The sequence below is a fragment of the Micrococcus sp. EWR3.9.1 genome (assembly GCF_052615555.1).
On sequence record NZ_JBQXFD010000004.1, the window covers coordinates 64,099 to 86,604 of the forward strand.

16 protein-coding genes are annotated in these 22,506 nt (G+C 73.5%); 10 read left to right on the forward strand and 6 right to left on the reverse strand.

From position 1 onward, the window contains the following. Positions 1-166: 166 nt before the first annotated feature. Entirely contained in the window at positions 167-2,389 is a 2,223-nt protein-coding gene (locus ACUJ8O_RS03995) for an NADP-dependent isocitrate dehydrogenase (RefSeq protein ID WP_123244106.1), read from the forward strand. 199 nt (positions 2,390-2,588) lie between these two features. On the opposite strand, the gene ACUJ8O_RS04000 is transcribed toward ACUJ8O_RS03995, so the two are convergent. Continuing rightward, positions 2,589-3,182: a methylated-DNA--[protein]-cysteine S-methyltransferase gene (locus ACUJ8O_RS04000; protein ID WP_095347284.1), complete on the reverse strand. Its 594-nt coding sequence runs from the start codon at positions 3,180-3,182 to the stop codon at positions 2,589-2,591. A gap of 72 nt (positions 3,183-3,254) precedes the next feature. Here ACUJ8O_RS04000 and ACUJ8O_RS04005 point away from each other — a divergent pair, with 72 nt between their 5' ends. After that, a complete protein-coding gene (locus ACUJ8O_RS04005; protein ID WP_445373170.1) occupies positions 3,255-4,853 on the forward strand; it encodes a TIGR01777 family oxidoreductase in 1,599 nt (532 codons plus the stop codon). A 45-nt stretch (positions 4,854-4,898) separates the two neighbouring features. On the opposite strand, the gene ACUJ8O_RS04010 is transcribed toward ACUJ8O_RS04005, so the two are convergent. Further along, entirely contained in the window at positions 4,899-6,746 is a 1,848-nt protein-coding gene (locus ACUJ8O_RS04010; RefSeq protein ID WP_445373171.1) for a glutaminase, read from the reverse strand. Positions 6,747-6,812: 66 nt separating this feature from the next. Here ACUJ8O_RS04010 and ACUJ8O_RS04015 point away from each other — a divergent pair, with 66 nt between their 5' ends. The 5 genes from ACUJ8O_RS04015 to ACUJ8O_RS04035 all read left to right on the forward strand — a co-directional run bounded on the left by ACUJ8O_RS04015 (position 6,813) and on the right by ACUJ8O_RS04035 (position 14,095). Next, positions 6,813-9,509 (forward strand): ATP-dependent helicase C-terminal domain-containing protein, encoded by a 2,697-nt coding sequence (locus ACUJ8O_RS04015; RefSeq protein ID WP_445373172.1) that lies wholly within the window; start codon positions 6,813-6,815, stop codon positions 9,507-9,509. Between the two features lie 86 nt (positions 9,510-9,595). Continuing rightward, a complete protein-coding gene (locus ACUJ8O_RS04020) occupies positions 9,596-10,900 on the forward strand; it encodes an extracellular solute-binding protein (RefSeq protein ID WP_036314598.1) in 1,305 nt (434 codons plus the stop codon). Next, a complete protein-coding gene (locus tag ACUJ8O_RS04025; RefSeq protein ID WP_036338187.1) occupies positions 10,897-11,868 on the forward strand; it encodes a carbohydrate ABC transporter permease in 972 nt (323 codons plus the stop codon). Before ACUJ8O_RS04020 ends, ACUJ8O_RS04025 begins: the two co-directional genes overlap by 4 nt. Further along, positions 11,865-12,767: a carbohydrate ABC transporter permease gene (locus ACUJ8O_RS04030; protein ID WP_080694964.1), complete on the forward strand. Its 903-nt coding sequence runs from the start codon at positions 11,865-11,867 to the stop codon at positions 12,765-12,767. The genes ACUJ8O_RS04025 and ACUJ8O_RS04030 overlap by 4 nt, the downstream gene beginning before the upstream one ends. Before the next feature lie 35 nt (positions 12,768-12,802). Then, entirely contained in the window at positions 12,803-14,095 is a 1,293-nt protein-coding gene (locus ACUJ8O_RS04035) for an ABC transporter ATP-binding protein (RefSeq protein ID WP_036338190.1), read from the forward strand. 27 nt (positions 14,096-14,122) lie between these two features. Here the strand turns inward: ACUJ8O_RS04035 and ACUJ8O_RS04040 are convergent, their stop codons facing one another. The 3 genes from ACUJ8O_RS04040 to purU are packed head-to-tail and all read right to left on the reverse strand — an operon-like array spanning position 14,123 to position 16,634. After that, positions 14,123-15,127: a D-isomer specific 2-hydroxyacid dehydrogenase family protein gene (locus ACUJ8O_RS04040; protein WP_445373173.1), complete on the reverse strand. Its 1,005-nt coding sequence runs from the start codon at positions 15,125-15,127 to the stop codon at positions 14,123-14,125. A 24-nt stretch (positions 15,128-15,151) separates the two neighbouring features. Then, positions 15,152-15,673 (reverse strand): gamma carbonic anhydrase family protein, encoded by a 522-nt coding sequence (locus ACUJ8O_RS04045; protein ID WP_036338196.1) that lies wholly within the window; start codon positions 15,671-15,673, stop codon positions 15,152-15,154. 55 nt (positions 15,674-15,728) lie between these two features. Beyond that, the gene (purU, locus tag ACUJ8O_RS04050; protein WP_078025783.1) at positions 15,729-16,634 is read right to left on the reverse strand and encodes a formyltetrahydrofolate deformylase; all 906 of its coding nucleotides are present in this window, start codon (positions 16,632-16,634) and stop codon (positions 15,729-15,731) included. 178 nt (positions 16,635-16,812) lie between these two features. Between purU and ACUJ8O_RS04055 the strand changes: the two genes are divergently transcribed. Beyond that, positions 16,813-18,429 carry a hypothetical protein gene (locus ACUJ8O_RS04055; RefSeq protein WP_445373174.1) on the forward strand — a complete coding sequence of 539 codons (1,617 nt, stop codon included), beginning with the start codon at positions 16,813-16,815 and terminating at the stop codon, positions 18,427-18,429. Between the two features lie 105 nt (positions 18,430-18,534). On the opposite strand, the gene ACUJ8O_RS04060 is transcribed toward ACUJ8O_RS04055, so the two are convergent. Continuing rightward, entirely contained in the window at positions 18,535-20,049 is a 1,515-nt protein-coding gene (locus ACUJ8O_RS04060) for a catalase (RefSeq protein ID WP_158183526.1), read from the reverse strand. 227 nt (positions 20,050-20,276) lie between these two features. Here ACUJ8O_RS04060 and glyA point away from each other — a divergent pair, with 227 nt between their 5' ends. Continuing rightward, positions 20,277-21,557 (forward strand): serine hydroxymethyltransferase, encoded by a 1,281-nt coding sequence (gene glyA, locus ACUJ8O_RS04065; protein WP_063188973.1) that lies wholly within the window; start codon positions 20,277-20,279, stop codon positions 21,555-21,557. 7 nt (positions 21,558-21,564) lie between these two features. Then, on the forward strand, positions 21,565-22,476 hold the full coding sequence (locus ACUJ8O_RS04070; protein WP_203552521.1) for a bifunctional methylenetetrahydrofolate dehydrogenase/methenyltetrahydrofolate cyclohydrolase: 912 nt from the start codon (positions 21,565-21,567) through the stop codon (positions 22,474-22,476). Positions 22,477-22,506 lie beyond the last annotated feature (30 nt).

The window sequence follows — 22,506 nt, forward strand, 5'->3', positions numbered from 1 at the left end:
CGACCCCTCCCGGCCCGGCGAGGGCACCGGCGACGGCCGGGGGCGCTGACGCCGAGCCACACACGGTGTGGCGCGTCCGAGACGCCGGGTAGATTGGCGGCGAGTCACCCGTTCCCTGCCGACGAGGGCCGCGTCTCGAGTGCGGCCAGAAGGAGAGATCATCCGCATGTCGAAGATCATCTACACGCTCACGGACGAGGCGCCCATGCTGGCCACCGCGTCGCTGCTGCCGATCGTGCGCGCCTACGCGGGCACCGCCGGCGTGGAGCTGGAGACCCGTGACATCTCGCTGGCCGGCCGCATCCTCGCCGCGTTCAAGGACGTCCTGCCCGAGGAGCAGCGCACCGCGGACGCCCTCGCCGAGCTCGGCGAGCTCGTGAAGACCCCCGAGGCCAACGTCATCAAGCTGCCGAACATCTCCGCGTCCGTGCCGCAGCTGCGCGCCGCGATCAAGGAGCTGCAGGCGCACGGCTACGCGCTGCCGGAGTACCCGGACGAGCCGAAGACGGACGCGGAGAAGGACGCGAAGGCGCGCTACGACTCGGTCAAGGGCTCCGCCGTGAATCCGGTGCTGCGCGAGGGCAACTCGGACCGCCGCGCCCCGAAGGCCGTGAAGGCGTACGCCAAGCGCTTCCCCCACTCGATGGGCGAGTGGACCCCGGACTCCAAGACCGCCGTCGCCACCATGGGCGCGGACGACTTCCGCGCCAATGAGCAGTCCGTGACCCTGCCGGCCGCCGACGTGCTGACGATCGAGTTCACCGGCGAGGACGGCAAGACCACCGTGCTCAAGGAGGGCCTGAAGGTCCTCAAGGGCGAGGTCGTGGACGGCACGTTCATGTCCGCCAAGGCCCTGGACGCGTTCCTCGCCGAGCAGGTCAAGCGCGCCAAGGAGGAGGGCATCCTCTTCTCCGCGCACCTGAAGGCCACCATGATGAAGGTCTCCGACCCGGTGATCTTCGGCCACGTCGTGAAGGCCTACTTCTCCGAGCTGTTCGAGAAGTACGGCGAGCAGCTGGCCGCCGCCGGCCTGTCCGCGAACAACGGCCTCGCCGCGATCGAGGGCGGCCTGGACAAGCTCGACGCCGAGACCGCCGAGGGTGTGCGCGCCGCCATCGCCGCCGCCTACGAGAACGGCCCGGACGTGGCCATGGTGAACTCCGCCAAGGGCATCACCAACCTCCACGTGCCCTCCGACGTGATCGTGGACGCCTCCATGCCCGCCATGATCCGCAACTCCGGCCGCATGTGGAACAAGCACGACCAGACCCAGGACACCCTGGCCGTCATCCCGGACTCCTCCTACGCCGGCGTCTTCCAGGCCGTGATCGACGACTGCAAGGCCAACGGCGCCTACGACCCCTCCACCATGGGCACCGTCCCGAACGTGGGCCTCATGGCGCAGAAGGCCGAGGAGTACGGCTCGCACGACAAGACGTTCATCATGGACGCCGCGGGCACCGTGGCCGTGAAGAACTCCGCCGGGGAGACCCTGCTCTCCCACGACGTCGAGGCCGGCGACATCTGGCGCGCCTGCCAGACCAAGGACGTCCCGGTGCGCGACTGGGTGAAGCTGGCCGTGACCCGCGCCCGCGCGTCCCAGACCCCGGCCGTGTTCTGGCTGGACGAGACCCGCGCCCACGACCGCGAGCTCATCAAGAAGGTCGAGGAGTACCTCAAGGAGCACGACACCGAGGGCCTGGATCTGCGCATCCTCTCCCCGGTGGAGGCCGCCAAGCTCTCGGTGGAGCGCATCCGCCGCGGCGAGGACACCATCTCCGTGACCGGCAACGTGCTGCGTGACTACAACACGGACCTGTTCCCGATCCTCGAGCTGGGCACGTCCGCGAAGATGCTGTCGATCGTCCCGCTGCTCAACGGCGGCGGCCTGTTCGAGACCGGCGCGGGCGGCTCCGCCCCGAAGCACGTGCAGCAGCTGCTGGAGGAGAACCACCTTCGCTGGGACTCCCTCGGCGAGTTCCTCGCGCTGGCCGTGTCCTTCGAGCACGAGGCGGTCGCGAACGAGAACCACCGCGCGCAGGTCCTGGCGGACACCCTGGACGCCGCCACCGGCACCCTGCTGATCGAGGGCAAGTCCCCGAAGCGCAAGGTCGGCGAGCTGGACAACCGCGGCAGCCACTTCTACCTGGCGCTGTACTGGGCCCGCGAGCTGGCGAAGCAGACCGAGGACGCCGAGCTGGCGGCCGCGGCGAAGCCGATCGCCGAGGAGCTGGGGGCCCAGGAGGAGACCATCCTGGCCGAGCTCAACGGCGTGCAGGGTTCCCCGGTGGACCTGGGCGGCTACTACGCGCCGGATATGGAGAAGGTCACCTCGGTGATGCGTCCGTCCGCGACGCTCAACGCGATCGTGGACAAGATCTCCGTCTGAGCGCCTGAGCGTCGGGGGCCGGGTCGCGTGCGTGGAGCGCGCGGCCCGGCCCCTTCTCGTTCCCCGGCGCCCGACGCCGACCCCCGGCCACCCGGCCACCCGAGACGGCTCCCCGCCCGCAACGCGGGTTGAGTTGTCACGGGTGTGCGTGCCCCGGACCCGTGACAACTCAACCGACGTTGCCGTGGCGAGGGGGTGGTCAGCCCGCGTGGGCCGCCTCGTGGGCCAGCAGGGCCTGCTTCGCGGCGGTGCCGTAGAGGTAGTGGCCGGCCGCGCCGTCGGCGCGCACCACGCGGTGGCAGGGCACGACGACGGCCACCAGGTTGGCGGCGCACGCCCCGCCGGCGGCGCGCACGGCCCGCGGGGCCCCGCACCGTTCGGCCAGGCCGCCGTAGGTGGCGGGGGAGCCGGGGGCGATGCCGCGCAGCTCCCGCCACGCCCGCTGCCGGAACGCGGTGCCCGGCTGGGTGACGTCGAGGACGTCGAGCGCGGCCACGTCCCCCGCGGCGTAGGCGGCCAGGGCGTCGGCGACGGGCTGGGACGCACCCGGACGCGGTTCCACGGGGCGCGGGTTCATCTCGCGGTCGGCGGTCTCCGGGTCCAGGGCCACGAGCCGGTCCATGAGCGTCTCGAGGAGGCGCCCGATCGCGGCGGCGGGGGGCTCCGAGTCCTCCGGCACGGCCACGCCGGAGGCGCGCACCGTCTGGTCCTCGGGGGAGAAGACGGCCACGAGGGTGAGCTCGGTGGCGGGCAGGGCGGCGGCGGTCCAGCGCAGCTCGGGAAGCAGGTCCATCCCCTCATTGTCCTGCACGGCCCGGCCCGGACAGGTGTTCGCGCGTCCCCTCCCTGTGTCAGGCTGGCGTCCATGACCGAGATCCGCGTCTTCGAGCATCGCACCCTCCTGCGCCACCCGCGTGAGGTCGTCTTCCGCTGGCTGGAGAACCCCGGCGCGCTGGAGCGGCTCACCCCGCCCTTCGCCGGCGAGGTGGTCCAGGGGCCCACGGACGGCCTCCGCGTGGGCTCCGAGTCGCGGCTGCGCATCCAGGCCCCCGGGGCGGCCGGCCTGTTCGCCGGCGCGGCCCACGGGATGCTCACCGGCCTGCTGCCGGACGCCGTCGCCTCCCGCCTGCCCGGTGGGGCCGCGCCCGCGGTGCCGTGGCGAGCCCGCCACACGGCCTACGAGGAGGGCCGCATGTTCCGGGACGAGATGGTCTCCGGTCCCCTCGCCTCCTGGCGGCACACCCACCTGCTCGACGACGCCGCGCCCGGTGAGGCGGACACGGCGGACGGCCGGCGCGGCACGGTCGTGACGGACCACATCGAGTACGCCCTGCCGGGGGAGTCCCTGGTGTCCCGCGTGCCCGGTCTGGGCGCCGCGGCCTCGCGCCGCACCCACGAGGCGTTCGAGGCGGAGCTGGGCCGCCAGTTCGCCTACCGCGCCCGCGTGATGGCCGATGACCTGGACTTCCACGCCGCCCACCCCGGCCCCCTCGTCGGCGGGCCGGCCCGCACGGTCGCCGTGACGGGGTCCGGTGGACTGATCGGTCGGCAGCTCTGTGCCCTGCTCACCACCGGCGGCCACCGCGTCATCCGGCTCGTGCGGAGCCCGAAGAGGGCCGGTGCGCTGGACGCGGCGCTGTGGGACCCCGGCCGGGAGACCGTGGATGAGGACGCCCTGGCCGAGGCCGACGTCGTCGTGAACCTGGCGGGCGAGCCCATCGCGGGCCGGTTCACGGACGCGCACAAGGAGGCCGTGCACGACTCGCGCGTGCGCGGCACGCGCACCCTCGTGGACGCGCTCGCCCGGATCGCCGCGCGGGAGGGGGACGACGCGCGGGCGCGGGCACTCGTGAACGGCTCGGCGATCGGGTACTACGGGGCGGACGCGGGCACGGGCCCGTTCGGCAACGGCCTCGTCGAGGATCTGGAGCCCGGGGACGACTTCCTCGCCGAGGTCGTCGCGGACTGGGAGGCGGAGGCCCGGCGCGCCGAGGCGGCCGGGATCCGGGTCGCGATGCTGCGGACCGGCGTGGTCCTGAGCCCGGCCGGGGGCATGCTGCAGCAGGTGCTGCCGCTGTTCCTCGCGGGTCTCGGCGGCCCGGTCGCGACCTCGGGCGGGGAGAGCCACGACGGCAGCCCGTGGCTGAGCTGGATCGGCGCGGATGACATCGCGGGGGCCTTCGCCCACGCGGTGCTCGACGACGGCGTCACCGGCCCGGTGAACGCGGTGGCGCCCGAGCCGGTCACGGCCCGGGAGTTCGCCACCGTGCTCGGGCGGGTGCTGCGCCGGCCCGCGGTCATCCCGGTGCCCGAGGCTGGGCCGCGCCTGTTGCTGGGCGAGGAGGGCCGGGTGGAGACTGTCGCGGCCGACCAGAAGGTCGTGGCGGACCGACTGGTCTCCTCCGGCTACGAGATGCGCGACCCCGAACTGGAGGGCGCGTTGCGCCACGTGCTCGGGCGGTGACGGGGGTGGGGGCAGCGTCCCCGGGGACGCTGCCCCCGCGGGTCGTCAGTCCTGCAGCGCGCCGGTCTCCCGGATGAGCTGGCTCAGCGCGGTGAACGCGTCGCGGGCCAGCGCCTCCCAGAGGGCCAGGGCCAGCTGGGGGAAGCCCTCCTGGAGCGCGACCATCACCTGGGCGGTGAGGACTCGCGTCGTCACCGGCCCGCGCGCGCGGACGGTGGAGGGCTGGCGGCCGGGCTGGCCGAGGGCCATCTCGCCGAACGTCATCCCCGGGGTGAGCAGGGTGCGGCGCACGCGGCGGCTGCCCGTGCCCTGACCCGAGAGCTCCACGGTGCCGGAGACGATCACGTAGATGCCGCCGAACGGCTGGCCGGCGCGACGGATGATCTGGCCGTCCGAGTAGACCCGCTCGTCCATCATGGACTCGAGCAGACGCGCGTCGTCCGCGGAGAGGTGCTGCAGCAGAGGTGCCACGGCCGCCTCCTGGGCGTCCCGCGGCAGCAGGTGGGGGGCGTGCCGGGAGAGCAGCCGCTGCTCGGCCCACTGGGCGGCACGCGAGCGGGAGTCGAAGAACACGAACTGCGCGCCCTCGGCGGCGGGGTCCACCCCCTCGGCCTCATCCTGCAGCGGCTCGGGCAGGTCCACCTCCACGGACTCCTCGACGGCCGACATCAGCTCCTTCATCTCCGCGGCGTCCCGGTCCACGACGACGACGTCGAGCCCGTTGCCCAGCGCGCGGGCGAACCACTGGGCCACCAGCAGCCGGGCCGGACGGGAGATGGAGCTGACCGAGCGCATGTCCACCACGAGCGTCTCGAGGACCTCCGGCAGACCGCGGCTGACGCGGGCGATCGCGTCCACCTGGCTGAAGCCGAGGTGACCACCCAGCTCCATCACGTGCACGGTGTCCGCGAACCGCCCGAGCGCCTCGAGGACGACGGCGCTGCGCACCGTGCCCGAGGGCGCCTGGTCGATCCGGTAGTGGGTGCGCAGGGCCGCCCGCGGGGAGCCGGTGACCACCGACGGGTGCAGCTCGAAGTCCTCGACGATGGTCCGCAGGGCGGCCATCGCCGCGGCGCCGAGCCCGTTCTCGTCCGTCGTGTCCGACTGCAGCGCCAGACCGAGGTGGCCCGGCACCACCACGAGCACCGTGCCGCCGCGCGTGGACGCCCAGCCGGGCTGGCCGACGTCGTACGCCCACCGGGAGTCCCGGGTGTCCATGCCGCAGGAGTCCATCACGGAGAGCACACCGCGGACCGTCTCCTCGCTCAGCACACGGTCCCCGGTGACGGGGTGGACGCCACCGTGCGCGAGGGTGCCGGCGAGCAGGGCGAGGTCCTCCACGGTCACGGCGGCGGCACGCACCGTGGCGATGTCCTCGAGCAGCGTCTCGGGGTCGGCGTCCAGGGTGTCGAGGGACTTCATCAGCCAGGCAGCGGACCGGGTGTGGTGCTGGGCGCGGTTCTCGGCGCGCGCGGCCGACTCCGTGACGGTGACCTCGCGGTCGAACAGTGCGGAGAGCAGCTGCATCATGCGCGCGGTGCGGTCGCGGCCACCGCGGCCCTTCACGAGGGAGGCGGTGGCCACCGCGCCCGCGTTCTGCAGCGGGTTGTGCGGCAGGCCCGTGACGGCGTCCACCTCGACCCGGTGGTCCAGGTCGCGCACGGGGGCGGCTCCCACGCGCTCGCCCACCCGCACCGCGCCGAGGTCCTCGAGGGCCTGCGCGTGGAACAGGGGAGAGGCGAGCGTGGCGAGCGGCACGGGCGTCATGGATCCGGAGACGTAGCGGTGACCGTCCACCATGAGCATCGCGACGCCCACCCCGTCCGGGACCTCCCCCTCGCCCGCGTGGGCCGAGGTGAGGCGATCGAGGTGCTCCTGGACGGGTGTGGTCATGGGTCACAGCCTAGTCAGTGGGACAGTCCCGGGACAGCGTGGCGGAGGCGGGCACAATGGGTCCCGATGCCCACCCCCGTCGATCCCGTCTCCGTCCCCTCCGCCCTCGCCGCCGCCCTCGGCCGCCTCGGCGCTGGCCTGACGTTCGCGGCCGCCCTGCCCGACCTCGAAGCGGCGCTGGACGCGCGCGGGGTGGCCGTCGTCGAGGCGCCCCCGGGCACGGGCAAGACCACCGTGGTCCCGCCCGCGCTCGTGGTCCGGCTCGCGGAGGACGGCGGTGGGCGCGTCCTGGTCACGCAGCCGCGGCGGGTCGCGGTGCGCGCGGCGTGGCGGCGGCTGCGCACGGCGGTGCTGGCCGCCGCGGCCGACGTGCATCCCGGCGCCGACCCCGACGCGCAGGCTCGGCTCGGGGACGCGGCCGCCGGGTACGCCGTGCGCGGCGACGCGGCGGGCGGCGGGGCCTCGGCCGTCGAGTTCGTGACCCCGGGCCTGCTGCTGCGTCGCCTCCTCGCCGACCCCGGGCTCGACGGCGTGGACGCGGTGGTCCTGGACGAGGTCCACGAGCGGGACCTGGACACGGACGTGCTCTTCGCCCTCCTCGCCGACCTGCGGCAGCTGCGTCCCGAACTCGCGCTCGTGGCCATGTCCGCCACCGTGGACGCGGCCGCCCTGGCCGCCCGCTGGGCCCGCAGCATGGGGGAGGACGCGCCCCTGCCCGTGGTCTCCACCCCGGCCGTGCTGCACCCACTGCGCGAGGAGCACGCCCCCTTCCGCGGCCACCGCCTCACCGCCGAGGGCCGCGTGGACCGGGCCTTCCTCGACCACGTCGCGGCCACGGCCGCGCGCGCCCACGCCGAGGCGCTCGACGCCGACCCGAGCGTGGACGCCCTCGTCTTCCTGCCCGGCGTGGCCGAGGTCGAGACCGTCGCGGGGCGCGTCGCCGCGCTCGCCCCGGACACCGAGGTCCGCGTCCTGCACGGCCGCCAGGAACCCGCCGACCAGGACGCCGCGCTCGCGGGCCGCGCCGACCCCGCCGTGCCGCGCGTCGTCGTCGCGACGGCGGTCGCCGAGTCCTCACTGACCGTGCCGGGGGTGCGCCTCGTCGTCGACTCGGGCCTGGCCCGCGAGCCGCGCCGGGACCGGGGGCGCGGCATGGCCGGGCTCGTCACCGTCCAGGCCTCGCGTGCCGCCGCCGGCCAACGTGCGGGCCGCGCCGCCCGCCTCGGCCCCGGCACCGTGGTCCGCTGCCACACCGCCGCGGCCCTGGGCACCGCTCCCGCAGCCCCGACGCCGGCCCTCGCCGTTGTCGACCTCGCGCCGGTGGCCCTGGCGTTCGCGGCGTGGGGCGCCCCGGGCGGCCGTGGGCTGACCCTGCCCGAGGACCCGCCGGCCGACGCGATGGCCGCCGCCGAGCGCGCGCTCGCCTCCCTCGGCGCGGTGGACGCGGACGGGCGCATCACCCCGCACGGCGCCGTCCTGGCCGAGCTGCCCCTGGACCCGCCCCTCGGCCACGCCCTCCTGCGGGCGGCACCGTGGACGGGGCCCCGCCCCGCGGCCGAGGCGACGGCGGCCCTCGCCCTGGACCTGCGCGCCCCCGGGGCCGACCTCGAGGCGCTGGTCGCGGCCGTGCGGGACGGCCGGCACCCGGAGGCCGGGCGCTGGCGCCGGGAGGCGGACCGACTGGAACGACTCGCCCGTCGGCACGCGCATCACGCCCCGGAACCGCGGGTGCCGGACGAGCCCGGGCCCGAGGCCGCGGCGACCGCGCGGCGGCACCCCGCCGGCCTCGTGGCCGCCCTGGCCTTCCCCGCGTGGATCGCCCGACGCGCGGGGGAGGCGGGCGCGTACCTGCTCGCCTCCGGCACGCGCGCGGCCCTGCCCCGCGACGCCGCCGGCGGCGGCCTGGCGGGGCAGGAGTGGCTGGCCGTGGCCGAGGTCGCCCGCGTGGCCGGGGACGCTGCCGGCACCGGTGCCGCGATCCGCGCGGCCGCACCGATCGACCGGCCGATCGTCGAGCTCGCCGGCGTGGGCCTGCGGCGCACCGAGGACACCGCCGACTGGCGTGGGGACCGGCTCACCGGCCGCCGCGTGGACGGGCTGGGCGCGCTCGTGCTGACGGAGACGCCGGCCCCCGTCGCCCCCGACGCCGCCGCCCAGGCCGTGCGCGCCGCACTCGCCGCCGACGGCCTCGCCCGGTTCGACCCGAGCGGTCGGGCCGAACGCCTGCGCCGCCGGGTGCACCTGCTCCACCGCGTCCTCGGCGCCCCGTGGCCGGACCTCTCGGACACGGCGCTGCCCGGCCTGGACGCGCTGGTCGACGGGCTCGCGGCCGACCTGGCCGCAGGACGGCCCCTCACGCGCCTGGACGCCGAGGCGCTGCTGCGCGGCGCCCTGCCCTGGCCGGAGGCGGGCCGGCTGGACGAGCTCGCCCCCGAGCGCCTGCCCGTGCCGAGCGGGCGCGCCGTCGTCGTGGACTATCCGGCCGTCCACGAGGACACCCCGCCCGTGGTCGCCGCCAAGCTGCAGGAGTTCTTCGGGGCGCGTGTCACCCCCGCTGTGGCGGACGGCCGTGAGCCGGTGGTCCTGCACCTGCTCTCCCCGGCAGGCCGCCCACTCGCCGTGACCGCCGACCTGCCGTCCTTCTGGGCCGGCCCCTACGCGCAGGTCCGCGCCGAGAACCGGGGGCGCTACCCCAAGCACCCGTGGCCCGAAGACCCCGCCGCCGCGGAGCCGACCGCCCGGACGAACCGCCGCGCCCGCTGAGAAAGGGGTCCGCGAAACGTGCAGGAATCGCTGTGATGCGTGATGATGGCCGTCACATCCGACTCGCATCGATTGAGGTTCCACTTGTGAGACACGACACGCGGGCACGTCAACGGCGCCGGGCCACGCTGGCCGGCGCCGTCGCCGCGGGCGCGCTCATCCTGGCCGGGTGTGCCCCGGCCGAGCAGACGCCCACCCTGACCTGGTACACCAACCCCGACGACGGCGGGCAGGCGAAGATCGCCGCCCAGTGCACCGACGCCGCGAACGGCCGGTACAGAGTCGAGACGTCCATGCTTCCGACGGACGCCGCCTCCCAGCGCGAGCAGCTGACCCGCCGCCTCGCCGCGGGCGACACGTCGATGGACATCATGTCCCTCGACCCGCCGTTCGTCCCCGAGCTCGCCGAGCCCGGCTTCCTGGCCCCCGTGCCGGAGGACATGCAGGCGTACGCGAAGGACAACGCCCTGGAGGGCGCGCTCGCGGCTGCCAGCTGGAAGGACGAGCTCGTCACGGTCCCGTTCTGGGCCAACACGCAGCTGCTCTGGTACCGCAAATCGGTCGCCGAGGCCGCGGGGCTGGACATGTCCCAGCCCGTCACGTGGGACCAGCTGATCGAGGCCGCCCGCAGCCAGGACAAGGACCTGGCCGTCCAGGGCGCCCGTGCAGAGTCCATGACCGTGTGGCTCAACGCGCTCATCGAGGGCGGCGGGGAGCAGATCGTCCCCAACGCCGAGGCGCCCACGGACGAGGTCACCACGAACCTCGACTCCGAGGCCGGCCGCACGGCCGCCCGGATCATCTCCACGATCGGCAAGGAGGGCCTCGGCAGCGCCGGTCTGCCGACCCAGGACGAGAACGCCTCCATGCTGCTCTTCCAGGGCAAGAACGGCTCGTTCATGGTCAACTGGCCGTTCGTCTGGCCGGCCACCCTCGGCTCCGTGGAGGAGGGCTCGCTGCCGGAGGACCTGCCCGAGGACATCGGCTGGGCCGTCTACCCCCGCACCGTCGAGGGCAAGGACGCCGCGCCGCCCGTGGGCGGCATCAACCTGGGGGTCGGCGCGAAGTCCGAGCACCAGGACCTCGCCTGGGACGCGATCTCCTGCATCACCACCACCGAGCACCAGAGCCAGTACTTCGTCGAGAACGGCAACCCGCCCGCCGACCCGGCGGCCTACGACGCCCCCGAGGTCGCCGAGAAGTACCCCATGGCGGACACCATCCGGGAGTCCCTCGAACTCGGCGCCCCGCGGCCGCAGACCCCGTACTACAACGAGGTCTCCACCGCGATCCAGCAGCGCTACGCGCCGCCGTCGGGCGTCTCCGAGTCCACCCCGGCCGAGACCGACGACTTCATCCAGGAAGTCCTGAGAGGGGAGCGTCTGCTGTGAGCCACGTCGACACCGCACCCGCCGCATCCACCCCGCGCGCCGCCGAGGGTCGTCGCCCCCGCCGGGTGAAGTCCCAGCGCGCGAAGTCCGAGGCGCGTCTCGGCTGGCTCCTGGCCGGCCCCGCGTTCTTCGTGATGCTGTTCGTGGTCCTGTACCCGATCCTGCAGGCCCTCTACGACTCGCTGTTCAAGTACCGGCTCACCGCGCCGGGCGACCGCGAGTTCGTGGGCCTGGGCAACTACGGCGTGATCCTTACGGACCCCGTGTTCTGGAAGGGCCTCGGGGTGACCCTGCTGATCACCGTGGTGACCGTGGTGGTCGAGCTCATCCTCGGCTTCCTGCTGGCCCTGGCCATGCACCACGCCATCAAGCAGACCCGCGGCCTGATCCGCACGATCATCCTGGTGCCGTACGGCATCATCACCGTGGTCTCCGCGTTCGCGTGGTTCTACATGTTCTCGATCGACTCGGGCTACATCAACGCCTGGTTCGAGTGGCTGCCGGGCGTCGACGCGGACCTGAACTGGTTCGCGCAGGGCAGCACCGCGCTGTTCGTGATCATGCTCTCCGAGATCTGGAAGACCACCCCGTTCATCTCCCTGCTCCTGCTGGCCGGCCTGGCCCAGGTGCCGGGCGACCTCACCGAGGCCGCCGCCGTCGACGGCGCCTCGTGGTGGCAGCGGATGAAGCTGGTCATCCTGCCGAACATGAAGGCCTCGATCATGGTGGCCGTCCTGTTCCGCGCGATGGACGCGTTCCGCATCTTCGACTCCATCTACATCATGACCAACGGCGCCTACGGCACCGAGGTCCTCTCGCTGCTGGCCTACCGCACGTCCATCGGCCGGCTCGAGATCGGCATGGGTTCGGCGGTCTCCGTGCTCCTGTTCCTGTGCGTGGCCCTCATGGCGGTCATCGCCGTCAAGGGCTTCAAGGTGGACCTGGCCGACCGAGGAGGTTCCAAGTGAGCACCGCCGCATCCGCTCCCGCCCCCGAGGGCCGCGCGCCTGAGGGCCGCGCGCCCCACCGTCGCGGCACCGGGAAGGCCACCGCACTGTGGTGGATCCTCACCGTCGTGATCGGCGTGTGGTGCCTCTTCCCGCTGTTCTCGATCTTCGCGACCAGCTTCAAGACGCCCGCCGACCTCTCCAACGGCAAGCTGCTGCCCACCCAGTGGTCCACCGTGAACTACGAGGAGATCTTCGTGGGCGGCTCGCGCGAGCTGTTCCTCACGGCGCTGCGCAACTCGATCGGCATCACCGTGATCGCCACGATCATCGCCGTCATCCTGGCCACGCTGTGCGCCTACGCGATCGCCCGCCTGGACTTCCCGGGCAAGCGGCTCGTGCTCACGGTGTCCCTGATGGTCTCGATGTTCCCCGTCATCTCCCTGGTGACGCCGCTGTTCAACATGTGGCGCACCCTCGGGCTGTACGACACGTGGCTCGGCCTGATCATCCCCTACCTGTCCCTGACCCTGCCGATCTCCATCTGGACCCTGGCCGCGTTCTTCCGCCAGATCCCGTGGGAGCTCGACCAGGCCGCGCAGGTGGACGGCGCGACCCCGCTCGAGGCGTTCCGCAAGGTGATCGTCCCGCTGGCCGCCCCCGGCGTCTTCACGACGGCGATCATCGCCTTCTTCATCGCCTGGAACGACTTCGTGTTCGGCATCTCCCTGACCTCCACCGAGACCGCGCGCACCGTGCCCGCCGCCCTGGCCTTCTTCACCGGCGCCTCGCAGTTCGAGTCGCCGACCGGGGCCATCTCGGCGGCCGCGATCATCGTGACCATCCCGATCGTGATCCTGGTGCTGGCGTTCCAGCGTCAGATCGTGGCCGGCCTGACCAACGGCGCGGTGAAGGGCTGAGGCCCGCACACGAGACCTCCCGAAAGGACCCCCCGATGGCCTCCATCACCCTGAACCACATCGACAAGACCTACGACGACGGCTTCCACGCCATCAAGGACGTGAACCTGGAGATCGAGGACGGCGAGTTCGTCATCCTCGTGGGCCCCTCCGGCTCCGGCAAGTCCACGCTGCTGCGCATGATCGTGGGCCTCGAGGACATCACCGACGGCGAGATGCTGATCGACGGCCGCCGCGTGAACGAGGCGGCCCCCAAGGACCGCAACCTCGCGATGGTGTTCCAGAACTACGCGCTGTACCCGCACCTGACGGTGTACGAGAACATCGCCTTCCCGCTGCGGCTGATCAAGGACAACAAGCCCTCCGATGAGGAGATCGACCGCAAGGTGCGCGACGCCGCCCGCGTGCTCGAGCTCGAGGACCACCTCGAGCGCAAGCCCGGCAACCTCTCCGGCGGCCAGCGTCAGCGCGTGGCCATGGGCCGGGCGATCGTGCGCGAGGCGGACGCGTTCCTCTTCGACGAGCCGCTGTCCAACCTGGACGCCAAGCTGCGCGGGCAGATGCGCGCGGAGATCTCGCAGCTGCAGCGCCGCCTGGCCACCACCTCCATCTACGTGACGCACGACCAGACCGAGGCCATGACCCTGGGCGACCGGGTGGCCGTGCTCAAGAAGGGCGAGCTGCAGCAGGTGGCCAGCCCGCGCGAGCTCTACGAGCAGCCGCTCAACCTGTTCGTGGCCGGCTTCATCGGCTCGCCGTCGATGAACTTCCTGCCCGCCTCGCTGAAGCAGAAGGAGGGCGGCCACGTGCTGTCCTCGCCGATCGGTGACATCCCGGTGCCGCCCGAGAAGGCCCGCGCCGCCGAGGGGCGGGACATCGTGTTCCTCGGCCTGCGGCCGGAGTTCTTCGAGGACGCCGAGCTGGTGGAGGACAGCCGCCGCGACCAGGGCTCCACCTTCGACGCGACGCTGACCCACCTGGAGTGGCTGGGCCACGAGCAGTACGGCTACATCGAGTTCGATCCGGACCCGGCCGTGGCCGAGATGCTCTCCTCGCTGGCCAAGGACCTGGACGCGGACGAGCTGCGCCCCGTCGTCGTGGCCACCCTCTCCGGCGAGTCCCGCGCCCGGCCGGGCACGCCGACCCGCCTGTGGGTGGACACCACGCGCGTGCACCTGTTCGACCCGACCACCGGTGAGAACCTCACCCGCGACCCCGAGGTCGGCGCCGAGCTGACCCGCCGGGCCGCCGAGGAGCGCCGCCGCCAGATCGAGATGGCGGCCGAGCGCGACGCCGCCGAGCACGAGGCGGCCGAGCCGCGCCGCTGAGCCGGCGCCGCGGACGCCGGGGGCGGGTCAGTACCCGCCCTCGGCGTCCACCAGGCCCTCCAGCTCCGTCCCGGCCGCGCGGGCCCGCAGGTTCCGTTCGACCCGCGCGTGAAGCAGCGGAACGCACATCTGTGGGGTGTCCGCCGTGTGCGGCGTGATGAGGGCGCGCTCCTCGGTCCAGAGCGGGTGGCCCTCCGGCAGCGGCTCGGGGTCGGTGACGTCCGTGCCGTAGCCGTGCAGCCGGCCCGCCGCGAGCGCCCGGACGACGGCGTCCGTGTCCACCAGCGTCCCGCGGGCGATGTTCACGAGCACGGCGTCCTCGTTCAGGAGGGCGAGGCGGTCGGCGTCGAACAGGCCGCGGGTCTCGTCCGTGGCGGCCGCGGCGATCATCACGACCTGCGCACCGGGCAGGACCTCGTCGAGGCGGTCGGTCGTGACGGTGCGGTCCGCACCGGGCACGTCGCCCGCGCGTCGTCGGACCGCGGTGACGTGCACGTCCCAGGTCTTCAGCAGGCGGATGTACTCCTGGGCGATCCCGCCGCCGCCCACGACCACGGCGTGCAGGCCGTTCAGGGTGCGGCCGGAGGAGGGGCCCCACGTGGCGGCGCGGACGCGCGCGGGCAGGTCCCGCAGCAGGGCCAGGGTGAGCAGCAGCGCGTGCTCGGCCACCGGCGGCGCGTACGTGCCCTTGGCGGACGTCCACACGATGTCCGGGCGGCTGCGCACGAGGGGGATGAACGGCTCGATCCCGGCGAACGGGAACTGCACCCAGCTCACGTGGGGGTGGGCGGCCAGGGCCGCGGCGAGCGCCTCGACCGGGATCGGGCGGACCATCAGCAGGGCCGTGGCGGAGGCATCGCCCTCGGCCACCACGGTGCCGCCGACGTCGGCCACGGCCTGCTCGGCCAGCCGACGGGCGTGGGCGTAGGGGGTGCCGGCGACGTCCTGCGCCGCGGGGAGGACGAGCAGACGCTCGGGGACGTCGTCGGGCGTGGTGCGGGGGAGAGCGGAAGAGGTGGGCATGGTGCCCACCGTCCCACATCCTCCGGGCCCGGTTCAGCCGGCGACGGCGTCCCGGTGCGCGGCGGACAGCCGCAGGTAGGTGGCCGCGTTCTTCTTCAGGCCCTCCCGCTCCTCGTCCGTGAGGGGGCGGCGGACCTTCGCGGGCACGCCCGCCACGAGCGAGCCGGCCGGGACCTGCGTCCCCTCGAGCACCAGGGCACCGGCGGCCACGAGCGAACCGGCGCCGATGACCGCGCCGTTCATCACCGTGGCGGACATGCCGATCAGGCAGTCGTCCTCCACGGTGGCCCCGTGCACCACGGCGGAGTGGCCCACGGAGACGCCGGCGCCGAGGGTGCACGGAAAGCCCTCGTCGGCGTGCAGCACCACGTTGTCCTGCAGGTTGGTGCCCGCCCCGACGCGGATGGGGGCGGAGTCGCCGCGGGCGGAGGCGCCGTAGAACGCGGAGGAGTGCTCGGCCATCTCGACGTCGCCGGTGATCGCGGCGGTCGGGGCGAGGAAGACGGACTCGTGGATGCGCGGGGTGGCACCCGCGACGGTGATGATGTGGGCCATGCCACCAGCCTAGGCGGGCCGGACGACGGCGCCGCGTGGCGCCGTCGTCCCGGGCTCAGCTGAAGACGACGGTCCGCCGGCCGTCCGTGAGGACGCGGTGCTGGGCGTGCCAGCGCACGGCCTGCGCGAGCGTGGAGCCCTCGACGTCGCGGCCGCGGGCCACGAAGTCGGCGGCGGTCTGGGCGTGGGTCACCGGCTGCACGGACTGCGCGATGATCGGGCCCTCGTCCAGGTCGGCGGTCACGTAGTGGGCGGTGGCGCCGATGAGCTTCACGCCGCGTTCGTGCGCCTGGTGGTAGGGGCGGGCGCCCTTGAAGGAGGGCAGGAACGAGTGGTGGATGTTGATGGCCATCCCGGCCAGGTCCCGGCACAGCTCGTCCGAGAGGATCTGCATGTAGCGGGCCAGCACCACCAGCTCGATGTCGAACTGGGCGATCAGGTCGCGCAGCCGGTCCTCCGCGGCCTCTTTGGAGTCCCGGCTCGAGGGGTCCTTGGAGACGGGCACGTGGATGAAGGGCACGCCGTAGAAGGAGGCGAGCGGCTGCAGGTCCAGGTGGTTCGAGACCACCACGGGGATCTCGATCGGCAGGGTGCCGGCGCGCTGCTGGAAGAGCAGGTCGTTGAGGGTGTGCCCGTCCTTGGAGCACATCACGAGGGTGCGCATGCGGTGCGCCGCGTCCCACAGGCCCATGCGCATGCCGAACTCCTCGCGCACCGGCGCGAGCGCCTGCTCGATGTCCTCCCGCACGGCCGGGGTCATGAACTCCACGCGCATGAAGAAGTCGCCGGTGTCCGGGGAGCCGTACTGCTGCGACTCGGTGATGTCCGCCTCCACGCCCAGCAAGGCGCCCGTCACGGCGTGCACGATGCCCTTGCGGTTCGTGCAGGCCAGCGTGAGCACGTGGGCGTGCTCCGCGCCGGAGGCGGGGGAGGGGCTGGGTGAGAGGGCTGCCGTGTCCATGGCGTCGATGGTAGGCGGTGCCGGCCGCGCGGAACCGCGGGATGACGGGGCTGATCCCTGGTCGGGGGGCCGGGCCCCGTGTCATTCTCAAGACCAGGTTCCCCGCCGCGCGGCGGCGCGGGAAGCAAGACGCGGCGCCCGGCCCGGCCGGTCGCCCCAGACGACCGAGGAGCACCCCATGCCAGAGTCCACCCTCTACTGGATCATCGCGGCCATCATCGTCGTGCTGCTGATCCTGATCATCCTCTCGGTGATCGCCTCCCGCCGTCGTCGTGAGGCCGAGGCCGAGGCCGCCGAGACCCGGCTCGAGCGCCGCGGCACCACCGCGGACACCGCGGACACCGCGGGTGAGCAGGCGGCCGCCCCCGCGGCCCCGACCCGCCTCTCCCGCCTGGACGAGGTGGCGGCCGAGCAGGACGCGCGCCCCGCGGCCGCGGTGAAGCCCGCCGGGGGTCCGGCTGCGTCCGAGACCGCCGCGGCGGGCCGCGAGACTGACGAGTCCGTGGCCGGCGTGGCCGGCGGTGCGGGGGTGACCGTGGACCAGCAGGACGCCCCGCGCACCGACGCCACCGCTGAGACCTCTCGCCCCACCGCGGCTCCGACCACCCGGGGCACGCTGCGCCCCGCCGCGGCGGCGCCGAGCACGGCGCGCGAAGCGGACACCGTGGGCCTGGGCGCGGCCGGTGTGGCCGGCGGCTCCGGCATCACCCTGGACGAGCAGACGCCCGCGGCGGACGTCGCGGCGGCCCCGGCCTCCCCGTCCCCGGTGACCGAGACCCCCGCCCCGGCGGCACCGGCCGCCGAGGCTCCGCAGCACAGGAGCCACCTCACCCCGGCTCCCGAGCACGTGCACGGGACCGTCCCCGCCGAGGAGGTCGCCGCCGAGCACACCCCCACCAAGGAGTTCGCCACGGACGCCATCCCCGTCGCGCAGGGCGAGCACCTCGAGACGAACACGGTCGCCACCACCGCGCACGGCTCGGTCACGGTCGTGGCCGCCGAGTCGGACCAGACCCGGCAGAACGACGCCGACGGCGCTGAGCGCTCGGCCGCCGGATCCCTGCGCATCGACGGCACGCCCGGCGTGCCCGGTCGCGTGGCCGAGGCGGGCCGCGAGCCGGCGCGCACCGAGGACCACCGCGCGGACGCCGCGCAGCCGGCGGCGGTCGAGCCCGCGGCCGAGCGCCCGTCCCTCGAGGCCGCGGCCGAGCGCCCGTCCCTCGAGGCCGCGGCCGAGCGCCCGTCCCTCGAGGCCACCCCGGCCACCCGACGGGCCGAGGCCCCGGAGACCCACGCCGGCACCACGCCGGCTACGCCCCTGGGCGGCGCCCCGGAGCTGGATCCGACCGCGGCCTCGTCCGGCCGTGCGGAGGACGCCACCCCGGCGACCCGCCGCGAGGCCCGCGCCGCCCAGTCGGCGGCAGCCGCCGGGACGGCTGCGACCGCCGGGACGGCTGGGACCGCCGCGCCGACGTCGTCGACGCCCACGACCGTGGCCCCGGACACCTCCACCTCCTCCGCCCCCACGAATGAGGAGCCCGCCGAGGACGACACCGAGGGCGCCGCCCTCCCGGACCTGCGGGCGGACCGCGACGAGACCCGAGGCTCGGACGCCGAGGGCGAGTCGAAGCTGGCCCAGGCCGGCGCCGTGGCGGCCTCCGCGTTCGAGACCGTGCGTGACAAGGTCGCCATCCCGCTGCGGGACAACGTGGCCGTGCCCGCCAAGGACAAGGCCGTGAAGGTGGTCAAGGACAAGCTGGCCCAGGCGCAGGAGCGCCGCTGGGGCAAGCGCTGACCTGGGCATTCGCCCCACGACGACGGCGGCCGCCCCCTCGTGCGAGGGAGCGGCCGCCGTGCGTTCAGCGGAGCGCGCGCGGGCGCCCGCCGGGGGAGGGAGCCGTCAGATGCGGGCCTCGCCGCCGGCCTCGACGCCCGGGATGCCGTCGCCCTCGTGGCGCTTGACCTCGTCCTCGATGCGCTGGCCGATCGCGGTGTCCACGTTCTTCCAGTACTCGAAGGCGCGGGCCTGGACGTCCTGGCGGACGCCCTTCAGCGCGCCGGCCACGGTCTCCACGAAGTCCTCGCGCTCCTGGGCCGAGAAGACCTCCCGGACGAGGGTGCCGGCCTGGCCGAAGTCGTCGTCGTCCGCGCGCAGGGCCTGGGCCTCGCGGGTCAGGGTGCCGTCGGCCTCCCAGCCGTCGTCCACCGGGCCGGTCTCGTCCGACCAGGAGTCGCCGTTGGAGTTCGGCGCGTAGGTGGAGCGGTCGCCGGTGTGGTCGTACCACATCTGGCCGTCGAAGGCGTAGTTGTGCACCGCGTTCTTGGGACGGTTCACCGGCAGCTGGTTCACGTGGGCGCCCACGCGGTACAGCTGTGCGTCGTGGTACGCGAAGGCGCGGCCCAGGAGCATGCGGTCCGGGGAGAGGCCGATGCCCGGCACGGTGTTGCTCGGGCTGAACGCGGCGGACTCGATCTGCGCGAAGTGGTTCTCCGGGTTGCGGTTCAGGGTCAGCGTGCCGACCTTGATGCGCGGGTAGTCCTTCTTGGAGATCGTCTTCGTCAGGTCGAAGGGGTTGAACCGGTAGGTCTTGCCCTCCTCGTAGGGGATCGCCTGGATGTAGAGGTCCCACTTGGGGTGGTCGCCCTTGGCGATGGACTCGAACAGGTCCTGGCGGTGGAAGTCGGCGTTCTCGCCGGCGATCTTGGTGGCCTCGTCGTTCGAGAGGCTGTGCACGCCCTGCTGGGAGATGAAGTGGTACTTCACCCAGTGCTTCTCGCCCTGGGCGTTGACCCACAGGTAGGTGTGGGAGCCGTAGCCGTTCATCTCACGCCAGGTGCGGGGCAGGCCGCGCGGGCCCATCAGGTAGGTCACCTGGTGCGCCGACTCGGGGTTGTTGGTCCAGAAGTCCCACTGCATGGTGGCATCGCGCAGGCCGGAGTCCGGCAGACGCTTCTGCGAGCGGATGAAGTGGGTGAACTTCATCGGGTCACGCAGGAAGAAGATCGGGGTGTTGTTGCCGACGATGTCGTAGTTGCCCTCCTCGCTGTAGAAGCGCAGCGCGAAGCCGCGCACGTCGCGCCAGGTGTCCGGGGAGCCGAGCTCGCCGGCCACGGTGGAGAAGCGCAGGAGGGTCTCGGTCTTCGTGCCCGGCTGGAACACGAGGGCCTTGGTGTACTTCGACACGTCCTCGGTCACCTCGAACTCGCCGAAGGCGCCGGAGCCCTTGGCGTGCGGGCGGCGCTCCGGGATGTTCATGCGGTTGAAGTGCTGGTGGGTCTCCAGCAGGTGGGTGTCGTGCAGGACGATGGGCCCCTCGCTGCCCACGGTCAGGGACTGGCGGTCGCTGATGGCCGGGGCGCCGTTCTGGCGGGTGGAACCGGTCGCGTGCGGGGTCTTCTTCTGGTACTCCGTCATGGAACTCTCCTTCGTCGATCGACGTCGGCCGCGCACCGATCGGCGCGGTGGGCGGCGTCATCCCCGATCTTGGCATATTTCTGAATCAGTCAAAAGAACCGGGTGCCGGGGTCGGTCGCCGGGGCCGCGGGCCGCCGTCGCGCAGGCCCGACGACGGCGCCTGGTCACTAGGATGGAGGGCACCGGAGCCTTCCGGCCGCACAGACCCCCGTTCGAAGGGAACCCCCGTGACGCAGACGCCCGACATCAACACCCAGCCCCTCGCCGAGGTGGACCCGGAGATCGCCGCGGCGCTCGCGGACGAGCTCGGCCGCCAGCGGGGCACGCTCGAGATGATCGCCTCGGAGAACTTCGTGCCGCGCGCCATCCTCGAGACGCAGGGCTCGGTGCTGACCAACAAGTACGCGGAGGGCTACCCGGGCCGCCGCTACTACGGCGGCTGCGAGTTCGTGGACGTGGCCGAGAACCTGGCCATCCAGCGCGCCAAGGACCTGTTCGGCGCCGAGCACGCCAACGTCCAGCCGCACGCCGGCGCTCAGGCCAACGTGGCCGTGATGACCTCGCTGCTGGACCACGGGGACACGATGATGGGCCTGTCCCTGGCGCACGGCGGCCACCTGACGCACGGCATGAAGCTGAACTTCTCCGGCAAGAACTACAGCATCGCCGCGTACGAGGTGGAGCCGGACACCCACCGCATCGACATGGACAAGGTGCGCGAGAAGGCCCTCGAGGCCCGGCCGAAGGTGATCGTGGCCGGCTGGTCCGCCTATCCCCGTCAGCTCGACTTCGCCGCCTTCCGCTCGATCGCGGACGAGGTCGGCGCCCGGCTCTGGGTGGACATGGCCCACTTCGCCGGCCTCGTGGCCGCCGGCCTGCACCTGAACCCGGTGCCGCACGCCGACGTCGTCTCCTCCACCGTGCACAAGACCCTCGCCGGCCCCCGTTCGGGCTTCATCCTCTCCACCGAGGAGCTGAAGAAGAAGATCGACTCCGCCGTGTTCCCGGGCCAGCAGGGCGGCCCGCTGATGCACGCGATCGCGGGCAAGGCCGTGGCCTTCAAGATCGCCGGCTCCGCGGACTTCAAGGAGAAGCAGGAGCGGACCCTGGCCGGCGCGCAGATCCTGGCCGAGCGCCTGACCGCCCCGGACATGGCCGAGCACGGCATCTCGGTGCTCACCGGCGGCACGGACGTGCACCTGGTCCTGGTGGACCTGCGCGAGTCCCAGCTGGACGGCAGGCAGGGCGAGGACATCCTGCACGAGGTCGGCATCACCGTGAACCGCAACTCGGTGCCGTGGGACCCGCGTCCGCCGATGACCACCTCCGGCCTGCGCATCGGCACCCCCGCGCTGGCCTCCCGCGGCTTCGGCGAGGCCGAGTTCCGCGAGGTGTCCGACGTCATCGCCGAGGCGCTGAAGCCGAGCCCGGACGTGGAGGCGCTGCGCGCCCGCGTCGTGAAGCTCACCGAGGACTTCCCGCTGTACGACGGCCTCGAGGGCTGGTGAGCCGCCGATGACCGCGAAGGTCCTGGACGGCAAGGCCACCGCCGCCGCGATCAAGGAGGAGCTGCGCGGCCGCGTGGCCGCCCTCGCCGAGCGTGGGTACACCCCCGGCCTCGGCACCCTGCTCGTGGGTGAGGATGCCGGCTCGCAGAAGTACGTGGCGGGCAAGCACCGCGACTGCGCCGAGGTGGGCATCGAGTCCATCCAGCGTGAGCTGCCCGCGGACGCGACGGAGGAGCAGATCCTCGACGTCGTGCGAGAGCTGAACGAGGACCCGGCCTGCACGGGCTACATCGTCCAGCTGCCGCTGCCCCGGCACGTGGACACCCAGAAGGTGCTCGAGGCCATCGACCCGGACAAGGACGCGGACGGCCTGCACCCCATGAACCTGGGGCGGCTCGTGGCCTCGGTCGGCGGCGAGCTGGACTCGCCGCTGCCGTGCACCCCGGCCGGCTGCGTCGAGCTGCTGCGCCACCACGGTGTGGAGCTGGCCGGCAAGCACGTGCTCGTGATCGGCCGCGGCGTGACCATCGGCCGGCCTGCCGGCCTCGTGCTCACCCGCCGCGAGGTCAACGCCACCGTGACCCTGGCCCACACCGGCACCACGAACCTCGACGAGCTGCTGGCGAGCGCCGACGTCGTGATCGCCGCCGCCGGCTCCGCCCACATGGTGAAGCCGGAACAGGTCAAGGAGGGCGTGATCGTCCTGGACGTGGGCGTCTCCCGCGTGACCGGGGAGGACGGGACGTCCCGCGTCCTGGGCGACGTGGACCCGGCCGTGAAGGAGAAGGCGGCCTGGATGGCGCCGAACCCGGGCGGCGTCGGGCCGATGACCCGCGTCATGCTGCTGGCGAACGTCGTCGAGGCCGCCGAGCGCGCCGCCGACGGCGAGGACTGGGCGGGGGAGCGGGCCGGCGCCTGACCTCTCCCCGCCCCGCGACGAACCCTGCGA

Excerpts from the sequence above, each read along its gene's own strand:
- ACUJ8O_RS04060 (WP_158183526.1), bottom strand. The coding sequence starts at position 20,049 with ATGACGGAGTACCAGAAGAAGACCCCGCACGCGACCGGTTCCACCCGC.
- ACUJ8O_RS04015 (WP_445373172.1), top strand. The coding sequence starts at position 6,813 with ATGCCCACCCCCGTCGATCCCGTCTCCGTCCCCTCCGCCCTCGCCGCC.
- ACUJ8O_RS03995 (WP_123244106.1), top strand. The coding sequence starts at position 167 with ATGTCGAAGATCATCTACACGCTCACGGACGAGGCGCCCATGCTGGCC.
- ACUJ8O_RS04045 (WP_036338196.1), bottom strand. The coding sequence starts at position 15,673 with ATGGCCCACATCATCACCGTCGCGGGTGCCACCCCGCGCATCCACGAG.
- purU (WP_078025783.1), bottom strand. The coding sequence starts at position 16,634 with ATGGACACGGCAGCCCTCTCACCCAGCCCCTCCCCCGCCTCCGGCGCG.
- ACUJ8O_RS04005 (WP_445373170.1), top strand. The coding sequence starts at position 3,255 with ATGACCGAGATCCGCGTCTTCGAGCATCGCACCCTCCTGCGCCACCCG.
- ACUJ8O_RS04070 (WP_203552521.1), top strand. The coding sequence starts at position 21,565 with ATGACCGCGAAGGTCCTGGACGGCAAGGCCACCGCCGCCGCGATCAAG.
- ACUJ8O_RS04055 (WP_445373174.1), top strand. The coding sequence starts at position 16,813 with ATGCCAGAGTCCACCCTCTACTGGATCATCGCGGCCATCATCGTCGTG.
- ACUJ8O_RS04035 (WP_036338190.1), top strand. The coding sequence starts at position 12,803 with ATGGCCTCCATCACCCTGAACCACATCGACAAGACCTACGACGACGGC.
- ACUJ8O_RS04000 (WP_095347284.1), bottom strand. The coding sequence starts at position 3,182 with ATGGACCTGCTTCCCGAGCTGCGCTGGACCGCCGCCGCCCTGCCCGCC.
- ACUJ8O_RS04010 (WP_445373171.1), bottom strand. The coding sequence starts at position 6,746 with ATGACCACACCCGTCCAGGAGCACCTCGATCGCCTCACCTCGGCCCAC.